The sequence below is a fragment of the Methanobrevibacter sp. genome, from assembly GCF_017468685.1.
GTDB lineage: Archaea > Methanobacteriota > Methanobacteria > Methanobacteriales > Methanobacteriaceae > Methanocatella.
In genome coordinates this window covers 1-9787 of sequence record NZ_JAFUHT010000015.1, presented here as the reverse complement: position 1 = coordinate 9787, position 9787 = coordinate 1, and the positions used below count along the sequence as shown (strand labels likewise).

Genomic DNA, 9787 nt, shown 5'->3' with positions numbered 1-9787 from the left:
GATCACGTGAAGCTGGAGTACAATGTATGATTGAAGGACCTGGACACATTCCAATTAATGAAATTCCAACAAACGTAATGATTCAAAAGAAAATGTGTTCAAACGCACCATTCTATATGCTTGGACCAATCGTATGTGACGTGGCACCAGGTTACGACCACATCGTATCTGCAATCGGAGCAGCATCATCTGCAAAAGCAGGAGCATACTTCAACTGTTACGTAACCCCAGCAGAACACTTAGCTCTTCCAGACCCAGATGATGTAAAAGAAGGAGTCATTGCAACCAAAATAGGTGCTTACGCTGGTGATTTAGCAACCGGTCAAATTGACGGTTCACAAGACCTTGCAATGGCAGAAGCTCGTAAAAGACTTGACTGGGAAGCACAATATGAATGTGCAATGTTCCCTGAAGCTGCACGTGCAAAAAGGGATCAAAGACCTCCTGAAGATGAAGACGCATGTACCATGTGCGGTAACTTCTGTGCAGTGAAAATCGTTAACGAATGGTTGGACAAATCCGATTCCGACCTAATAAAATAGATATATATTAATATCTATTTCCTTTTTCTTTTTTTTCGTAATTTATTAATTACATTTTTTACATATAATTAACCAACTTATTTTAGGAGGCTCATTATGAATTCTTCAGCTGAAACTTCAAAAGAGGAATTGATAGAAACTATTGATAACTTAACTGAAAAGAAAAATGAATTAATAGAAAAAGTTAGAAAACTTGAAGGAGAACAGTTAAAATCAAACGTTAGCAATCGCCAACTTGAAGGTAAAATCAAGGAACTTAAAGGTGAAATCAAATCATTCAAGAAAAATCCGCTAATCCTTGCAACAGTAACTGAAGTATTTGATGACAATCAAGTTGGAATTAAGGGAAATGTGGGGCATGAATTTTTAGTTAATTATCCCAAATCCATTAATACAGAATTTTTGGAGCCCGGTGCAAGAGTATCACTAAACCAAAATACTTTGACTGTCGTTAAAGTTTTCCCAAAAAAGAAAGATGAAAACATCACTGCAATGGAAGTTATAGACCGTCCAAACATTACTTATGACGATATAGGTGGGCTCAAATACCAAATCGTTGAGCTGAGAGAAACCGTTGAGCTTCCAATCAAACACCCGGAAATATTTGAGGAAATCGGTATCGACCCGCCTAAGGGAATCCTGTTATACGGACCTCCTGGAACAGGTAAAACATTACTTGCAAAGGCCGTTGCCAATGAGACAAATGCAAGATTCATCAAGCTTGTGGCATCAGAATTTGTCAACAAATATTTAGGTGAAGGTTCAAGATATGTTCGTGAAGTATTCGAACTGGCACGTGAAAAAACACCTGCAATCATCTTCATTGAAGAGATTGATGCAATCGGTACAAAAAGAATGGGTGACACATCAGGAGCCGACAGAGAAGTTCAAAGAACCTTGATGCAACTTTTAGCAGAACTTGATGGATTTGACCCTAGAGGAAATGTCGGCATCATTGGAGCAACAAACAGACCGGACATTTTAGATGATGCACTTTTAAGACCTGGAAGATTTGACAGAGCAATAGAAGTGCCGAATCCTTCAAAAGATGGTAGAAAGCATATTCTTGAAATCCACACTAAAAAAATGAAAATAGATGAAAACATCGATTTTGACAAAATCAGTGAAGTAACCGAAGGTTTCTCAGGAGCAGACCTGAAAGCAGTATGTACCGAAGCAGGAATGTTTGCAATAAGATCTGCAAGGAAAAAAGTTATTTCAAAAGATTTCATGGATGCGATAGATAAAATCATTGACCCTAAAAATATTAGTATAATATAATAGTTTTTTATATTACTACTTACAAAAATTAAGTTAGTATAAAACTTATTCTTATTATTATAATGGTGAATTTAGATGACACATTGGATTGAAAACATAGCAAATGAATTAAGTAAAATGGATGTGGAAGAACACATCATAGCAAGTGGAACTTCCATCTCAGGTTCAATACACATTGGAAACTCCTGTGACATATTTGTAGCTAACGGAATTGGAAAGAAATTAAGGGAAAAAGGAAAAAAAGCTAAAACAATATGGATTGCAGATGACCACGACCCACTAAGAAAAGTTCCATATCCATTACCTGAATCTTACGACAAATACCTAGGAATGCCATACTCAATGATTCCATGTCCTGACGGCTGTTGCGCTAACTTTGTAGAACACTTTGAAAAACCTTTACTTTCAGTGATGGACGATTACGGAATCGAGATGGAAACCAAATCCGGTTTTGAAATGTACAAATCCGGAGTTTATAACGATTACATCAGAACTTCCTTAGAAAAAGTTGAAGAGATAAAAGAAATCTTCAACCAATACAGAAGAGAACCTTTAGCTGACGACTGGTTGCCTTACAACCCGATTTGTGATGAATGTGGAAGAGTAAATACAACTTACGCTTACGATTACGATGGAGACATCATCAAATACAGATGTGAATGTGGCCACGAAGGAGAAATGGACATTAAAACCGGTAACGGTAAATTGACCTGGAGAGTGGAATGGGCTGCAAGATGGAAAATATTTGGAACAACATGCGAACCGTTCGGAAAAGACCATGCTGCAAGTGGAGGATCATATGATGTAAGTAGCGTAATATCTGAAAAAATATTCGACTACCCTGCACCATACCCAGTGCCATATGAATGGATTACCCTTGACGGTGAAGCAATGAGTAAATCCCATGGAGTATTCTTCGCTCCTGAAGAATGGTTGAAAATAGGTCCGGCAGAAAGTCTTCACTACTACCTGTTCAGATCAAAACCTATGAAAGCAAAAGACTTCTCACCTAAAATGCCTTTCTTAGACTTTATCGACCAATTCGATACAGTGGAAAAAGTATTCTATGATGAAGTTGAAGCACCATCTGAAAAAGAAGGCAGAAAATTCAAGGAAATCTATGAAATCGTGCAAATCAATGAAGGTAGTCCTTTGCCTTTCAGACCACCATTCAGATTCCTCGTCAACGCTTACCAAATTGCTGGGGACGATTTAGAAAAAATCTTCGACATTCTTAAAAGAAACTCACAATTGACCAAAAGCTTCAAGGATAAGGAATTCGGTGACTTGACCGAAACAGAACTGGCACAATACCGTGAAAGAGTTGACAATGTAATCTACTGGCTGGACACTTATGCGCCTAACTTTGTTAAATTCAAAGTTCAAGAGAAAAGTATTCCAAAATTACCATTAACTCCAGAACAAGACCAATTCTTAGCTGATTTAGCAACATTGATGGAAACCACTGAGTTTTCAGATGCTGCTGACTTGCATGATGCAATGTATGAAATCCTGGAAGCTCAGGAATTGAAACCACAAAAAGGATTCCAAGCTATCTATAAAATGATTCTCGGTCAAAAACAAGGCCCTAGAGCAGCTTCATTCTTATTAAGTTTGGATAAAGACTTTGTTGTTAAAAGATTAAGAAAAGAAGCTTAATCTTTTAAATTTTTCTTTTTTTAAATTAAACTTTTGAACTCTTTTTTCATCAGAAGCTCATCTACAAATTTATAGTCTAGTTTTTCAAATATTTCAATTAAAATATCTTCTTTTGAATCAAAACTAACAACAATGCTTTTGAATTCATAATCCATAGCTATTTTTTCAAGTTGTCTAATTAGTTTATATGATATTTTCTCACGGTCATCATAAGAATTTAAAAATAATGTGACAATCTCAGCAGAATCAGCATCATACACTTTAAAGCTGCTGCATCCTACAATTTTACCGAAGCTATTTAAAAGCAGAACCACTTGAGGCTCATCCACCCTACATCCAAATGAGTTGCAAAATTCAATGAATCTATCATCACGTTCATCTGTTACAATTATCTCCATTATTTTACCTCAGTACTATTACCCACTTTTTTAAGCTCGTCATCCCAAATTTCCGAATTATTACATGTAAATTTTAAAAATAAGTCCCTGCATCTCATATCATCCAATACAACAACTTCAACATCGTTGCATTGAAGAAAATTTTCAGCACCCATCAATGTCTTATTCTCACCAATGACAACACGTGATATGTTATATAATATTACAGCCCCCGAACACATTGGACAAGGGGACAATGTTGTATACAATGTGCATTTGCGATAATCCTCATAGTTTAGGCGCCCCGCATTTTCTATTGCATCCATTTCAGCATGTAAAACTACAGACTCGTTTTGAATTAATCTGTTATGTCCTCTAGAAATAATTTCATCATCTTTAACTAAGACCGCTCCAATCGGAATTCCGCCTTCAGCTAAAGATTTTTCAGCTTCTTTTAAAGCTTCATCCATAAAATAAGCATCAGAGTTCATGAAAAAATAAGGTTATAGATGAAATTAATCATCTATTTGAATCTATTAAATAATCCTTTATTGGATTCTTTTTCTAATTTTTCTTCAAGTTTAGCAACTTGTTTTCTTAAATCAGAAATAGTTTTTCCACTTTCATTTGAAAGTTTATCATAACTACTTTCTTTAACTTTGAGTTGAGTTCTAATTTCAGATATTTCACTTTTATATCCGTCAATTTCTTTTTTATTTTGTGCATCCACTTCCTCTTTGTAATTTCCAAATTCGATGATTTCAGATCTTAATTTGTCAATTTCATCAGAAAGGGATATATTTTCCTTTCTTGCTTCAGATAATTTATCTTTTAAATTACGGATTTCATTAGATAATTTGCTATTTTCTTTTGTAATAGCATCAACATCATTTTTAGAAAGTTTATCTTTAAGTTCTGATATTTTAGATTCTAACTCTTCTTTAATTGTTTCTACTTGAGATTCTAATTTATCAGCCCTTACTTTGTGAACAGCACCTTCAGCACCTAATTTTCCAATGTTGTTACTTAAATCTGCATTAATATCTAATTGATCTAAATATTTTCTTGTAGATTTATGAAGTGCATCAGTTAACTCGTTTTTAATTTCTTTTAATTCTGCATTTTCTTTTTTAAGTTTAGGAATTACTTTATTGGTTAAGTAGTTAAGTTCATTTGATTGATATGATAATTTTTTATCTTTTTCAGCTAATTTTGATTTCAAATCATCATTTTTAGAAGTTTCTTCTGGTTTTTCCTCAACTGGTTCTTCAACAGGTTCTCCGACAACTTCAACTACTGGTTCGTTTTGGATAGGTTCGTCAGAAACTTCTTCATCTGCCGGTGTTTCTTCAGGAACTTCCTCTACAATTTCTTCAACAGTTTCAGGAGCTTCTTCTACAGCAACTTCCTCAACAGGTGCTTCAACCACAGGTTCAGGAACTTTTTCTTCTACAACAGGTTCCTCAGCAACCTCTTTAACTACTTTTTCAGTTTTAGATTTGTTTCTGAGTTTATCTAAATCCAGTTTTACTTTTTGACCATACATAGCGTTTATTGGTTTATCATCAGACATTAAAATCACCATAATAGCAATATTAATTTAATAAAATTCAACTACGAGATACATTAATAAATTAAGATTTTGACATATTTAAGTATTATCTAAAAAATTTATTATACATGAAAACCTAAGTATAATATACTAAATTAATTTTGTAACTTTGGCGATTACCATGGATTATTTTGATAGATTAGAAAAAGAAACCAATCACCTATATGAAATAGCCAACAAGGCTAGGTCTAAAGGTTTGGATGTCGAAACCGAAACTGAAGTACCTCTTGCAAAGGATTTAGCAGAAAGAGTGGAAGGGCTTGTAGGTCCTGAAGGTGTGGCAAAAAGAATTAAAGAATTAGAAAAGGATATGGACAGGGAATCTGTTGCTTTTGAAATTGCCGCTGAAATTGCAGATGGTACATTCACATTAACCGGAGAGAAGGCCAATTGGAACGAAGAACAAAGATGCGACCAGGGCCTAAGAACTGCACTTGCGATTTTAACTGAAGGAGTAGTAGCAGCTCCATTGGAAGGTATTTCAGATGTTAAAATCAAACAAAACTTCGATGGAACAAAATATATTGGAGTATATTTTGCAGGTCCAATCAGAAGTGCAGGAGGTACTGCTGCTGCATTAGCTGTACTTTTGGGAGATAAAATCCGCCAGGCAATTAACATCGATGAATTCAAACCTATAGATGACGAAATCGAAAGATACGTGGAAGAAGTTGAGCTATACGAGTCAGAAGTTACAAACCTGCAATACTCACCAACACCAGAAGAAGTGAGATTTGCTGCCAATCATATCCCCGTTGAAGTTTCAGGTGAACAAACCGACCAGGTTGAAGTGTCCCACAGAGATTTGGAACGTGTTGAAACAAACAACATTCGTGGTGGAGCATTGCTTGCGATGGTTGAGGGAGTTATCCAAAAATCCAAAAAGATTAAAAAAATCGCAAATAAGTTAGGTCTTGACTGGGATTGGCTTGAAGAATACTCCAAGCCTAAAAAAACTGATTCTTCAGATGATGGAGGAGACTCAGATGTCGTTAGTGAACCTAAATATATTCAGGATATTATTGGTGGAAGGCCTATTTTAGGTTATCCTTCAGAAAAGGGTGCTTTTAGGCTCAGATATGGAAGGTCCAGAAACACCGGTCTTGCTACCATGGGAGTTCATCCTGCCACAATGGCACTGCTTGAATTTTTGGCTGTTGGAACACAGCTTAAAATCGAATACCCTGGAAAGGGAAACTGTGTTGTTCCAGTTGATTCTATTGAAGGACCAACAGTTAAGCTTAGAAATGGTGATGTTTTAATCCTAAATTCAGTTAAAAAGGCACGTGAAGTTAAAAAGGATGTTGTTGAAATTCTCTTTTTGGGAGATATGCTTGTTGCATTCGGTGAATTTTTAAGAAACAACCAACCGTTATATCCATCAGGATGGGTAGAAGAATGGTGGATTCAGTTATTAATGAGAAGCGATAATTTCGACAAGGAATCTAATGATTTAGACTTGCATAAATTAGAATATGATTATATTTCATCTATTGAAGCATTCCAGTTATCCAAAGATTATAACATTCCACTTCATCCGAAGTACACCTATTGCTATAATGATGTTACAATAAGTGACTTAAATGAACTTATCGATTTGCTTGAAAAAGGAAAATCAACTTACAATAAAAATGATGGAATAAAACTTGATTTGTCATACCCAAAAAGAGTTTTGGAAGTCATAGGTGTTCCCCATACCGTAAGAGATGGCAAAATTGTTATCGATAAAGACCATTCTTATGCTTTACTTGTCACATTATCTAAAAAATTACCTGAAATGAAAACCACAATCGAAGCGGTAAATGCAGTTTCACCGGTTGAAATTAAAAATAAAGCACCCGCATATATCGGAACTCGTGTAGGTAGACCTGAAAAATCAAAAGAAAGACTGATGAGGCCTGCACCTCACGGATTAATTCCAATTGGAAATTATGGAGGTGCCAGAAGATTAGTTGCTACTGCAGCAAAAAAAGGTAGCATAAAAGTTGAGATTTCAAGAAGAAAATGCACTAATCCTGAATGTGGAATCAGTTCCTTCGGATCACTTTGTCCTAAATGTGGCCATCCAACTGAAATGGGAAAACCTTCCCAGAAGAGCATTCCTCTTGCAAGCATGCTTAAAAAGGCATCAGACAACGTTAAGGTCAGACGTGTCGATGAGGTCAAAGGTGTTGTGGGTATGATTTCAGAGTCAAAATTGCCTGAACCTATGGAAAAAGGAATACTTAGGGCCAAACATGAAGTGTTTACATTTAAAGACGGGACAATTCGTCACGACTCTACCGACTTGCCGTTAACCCATTTTATTCCAAGAGAAATAGGAGTTAGCGTTGAAAAACTTCATGAAATGGGCTATGAAAAAGACTGTTACGGCAATCCTATCGAAAATATTGACCAAATTGTAGAGCTTAGAGTGCAGGATATTGTAATATCAGACAACTGTGGAGAATATCTTTTAAGAACTGCACAGTTTATCGATGATGAACTTACAAGATATTATGATATGGAGCCATTTTATAATGTAAAAGAGAAAAGTGATTTGATTGGACATTTGGTAGCCGGACTTGCACCCCATACTTCAGCTGGAGTTTTAGGTAGAATTGTTGGTTTTACCAAAGCATTAGGTTGTTATGCTCATCCATATTTCCATTCTGCAAAACGTAGAAACTGTGACAGTGATGAAGATGCTGTGATGTTGCTTTTAGATGCCTTAATTAACTTTTCAAAGACATATTTACCTAACACTAGAGGAGGAAGTATGGATGCTCCTTTAGTTTTATCTTCAAGAATTGACCCTGAAGAGATAGATGACGAATCTCACAACCTTGACATTTTTGAAAGGTTCCCTGTTGAGTTTTATGAGGAAACCTACACTCCGCATAAACCTGCTGATGTATTGGAATACATTGACAATGTGGAGATGCATTTGGGTACTCCTGAGCAGTATGAAGGTTTAATGTTTTCCCATCATACTTCAAATATACATGCGGGACCTACAGTCTGTCTTTATAAACGTTTGCCTTCCATGAGAGAAAAAGTGGAAGCCCAAATTGCTCTTGCTGAAAGCATTAGGGCTGTTGACCAACGTGGTGTTGTTGAAAAGGTTTTATCTTCCCACTTTTTGCCCGACATTATGGGTAACTCAAGGGCATTTTCCAAACAGAAGGTCAGATGCACCAAGTGTGGTTCCAAATACAGAAGAATGCCTCTTACCGGAAAGTGCAAATGTGGAGGTAATTTAATTTTATCTGTTTCAAAAGGATCTGTTACCAAATATCTTGACATTTCAAGAGAACTGGTTAATCGTTATCCTGTATCACATTATCTTGAGCAGCGTTTGGAGATTCAGGAGTTTGGTATTAACTCCCTGTTTGAAAGTGATAAATCCAAGCAGAGTTCCTTGGATGTATTTTTCTAATACTTTTCAAATGCTCTCTCGGATTATCGATTTTTATAATTATAAATATAATATATTTCAGAGTATATGAATTATGTTCGTTTCAAGACGAACATTTTATATATTATGAAAAACCTAAGTATAATATAGATGTTCGTAACAATACGAACAATTTTTATACATGTGATTACAAATATTAATCCAGTTGAGAGACAACTCTCTCGAAGGATAATAAAATTTAATTAACTAGGAAAATGGTGTGAATTAAATGGAAAAAATTTCAGAATTAGGAAATAATCTACAAGAAACCGTTAAAATAAATGTAGAAAAAAATAACGGTATTAAAGAAAGATTCAGTTATGAAAAATTAGTAAAATCATTAGTAATGGTTGAAACCCCATTCTTTGAATCTGATAAAATTGTGGCTACCGTAGTATCTCAATTATACGATGGAATTAAAACAAAAGAAATCAAAAAAATCGTACACGAATGTTTAGAAGATATCGACCCAGAAATTGCTAACAAATATTTAGCAAGCACTCAATTAAAAGTACGTACCTCAAGAGATACTATTGAAGCATTTGATTTATCAAGAATCGCTAACACCTTAATTGAAGAAACCGGTGCTAGCCAAGAAACCGCTTTCGAAATTGCTACTGAAACCTGGAAAGAACTCAAAAAATTAAATGTTGAATACTTGACCGCTCCAATGATTAGGGAAATGGTTAACACAAAATTAGTCGAATACGGATTAGAAGATTTAAGAAGCCGTTACACTCGTTTAGGTATTCCAGTATACAACATCACCTCTCTTATCGAAAACGGTAACAGAGATAACGCAAACATGATTCACAACCCAGAAAGTATTCACAAACATGTAGCAGACGAAGCATTAAAACAATATGCACTTTTAAAAATG

The 9787-nt window shown here is 35.3% G+C and carries 8 protein-coding genes; 5 read left to right on the top strand and 3 right to left on the bottom strand.

Annotated features, from left to right (window positions below; all coding sequences use genetic code 11):
• From IJ258_RS02580 to lysS, 3 genes are all read left to right on the top strand, one after another.
• A partial coding sequence (locus IJ258_RS02580) for a phosphomethylpyrimidine synthase ThiC (RefSeq protein ID WP_292802431.1) occupies window positions 1–542 on the top strand: 542 nt, incomplete at its 5' end.
• A gap of 96 nt (window positions 543–638) precedes the next feature.
• Window positions 639–1823 (top strand): proteasome-activating nucleotidase, encoded by a 1185-nt coding sequence (locus tag IJ258_RS02575; protein WP_292802428.1) that lies wholly within the window; start codon window positions 639–641, stop codon window positions 1821–1823.
• Window positions 1824–1898: 75 nt separating this feature from the next.
• Window positions 1899–3482 carry a lysine--tRNA ligase gene (gene lysS, locus IJ258_RS02570; RefSeq protein ID WP_292802425.1) on the top strand — a complete coding sequence of 528 codons (1584 nt, stop codon included), beginning with the start codon at window positions 1899–1901 and terminating at the stop codon, window positions 3480–3482.
• A gap of 20 nt (window positions 3483–3502) precedes the next feature.
• Here the strand turns inward: lysS and IJ258_RS02565 are convergent, their stop codons facing one another.
• From IJ258_RS02565 to IJ258_RS02555, 3 genes are read right to left on the bottom strand one after another with little or no spacing between them, the layout of a single operon-like run.
• On the bottom strand, window positions 3503–3880 hold the full coding sequence (locus tag IJ258_RS02565) for a hypothetical protein (RefSeq protein ID WP_292802422.1): 378 nt from the start codon (window positions 3878–3880) through the stop codon (window positions 3503–3505).
• On the bottom strand, window positions 3880–4350 hold the full coding sequence (locus tag IJ258_RS02560) for a nucleoside deaminase (RefSeq protein WP_292802419.1): 471 nt from the start codon (window positions 4348–4350) through the stop codon (window positions 3880–3882). The genes IJ258_RS02565 and IJ258_RS02560 overlap by 1 nt, the downstream gene beginning before the upstream one ends.
• Before the next feature lie 32 nt (window positions 4351–4382).
• Window positions 4383–5432: a hypothetical protein gene (locus IJ258_RS02555; RefSeq protein ID WP_292802416.1), complete on the bottom strand. Its 1050-nt coding sequence runs from the start codon at window positions 5430–5432 to the stop codon at window positions 4383–4385.
• A gap of 148 nt (window positions 5433–5580) precedes the next feature.
• Between IJ258_RS02555 and polC the strand changes: the two genes are divergently transcribed.
• Both polC and IJ258_RS02545 read left to right on the top strand, forming a co-directional pair.
• On the top strand, window positions 5581–8889 hold the full coding sequence (gene polC, locus IJ258_RS02550; protein WP_292802413.1) for a DNA polymerase II large subunit: 3309 nt from the start codon (window positions 5581–5583) through the stop codon (window positions 8887–8889).
• A gap of 247 nt (window positions 8890–9136) precedes the next feature.
• The coding region (locus tag IJ258_RS02545; protein ID WP_292802410.1) for an ATP cone domain-containing protein at window positions 9137–9787 on the top strand (651 nt) is incomplete at its 3' end.

Excerpts from the sequence above, each read along its gene's own strand:
- IJ258_RS02575 (WP_292802428.1), top strand. The coding sequence starts at position 639 with ATGAATTCTTCAGCTGAAACTTCAAAAGAGGAATTGATAGAAACTATT.
- lysS (WP_292802425.1), top strand. The coding sequence starts at position 1,899 with ATGACACATTGGATTGAAAACATAGCAAATGAATTAAGTAAAATGGAT.
- IJ258_RS02565 (WP_292802422.1), bottom strand. The coding sequence starts at position 3,880 with ATGGAGATAATTGTAACAGATGAACGTGATGATAGATTCATTGAATTT.
- IJ258_RS02560 (WP_292802419.1), bottom strand. The coding sequence starts at position 4,350 with ATGAACTCTGATGCTTATTTTATGGATGAAGCTTTAAAAGAAGCTGAA.
- IJ258_RS02555 (WP_292802416.1), bottom strand. The coding sequence starts at position 5,432 with ATGTCTGATGATAAACCAATAAACGCTATGTATGGTCAAAAAGTAAAA.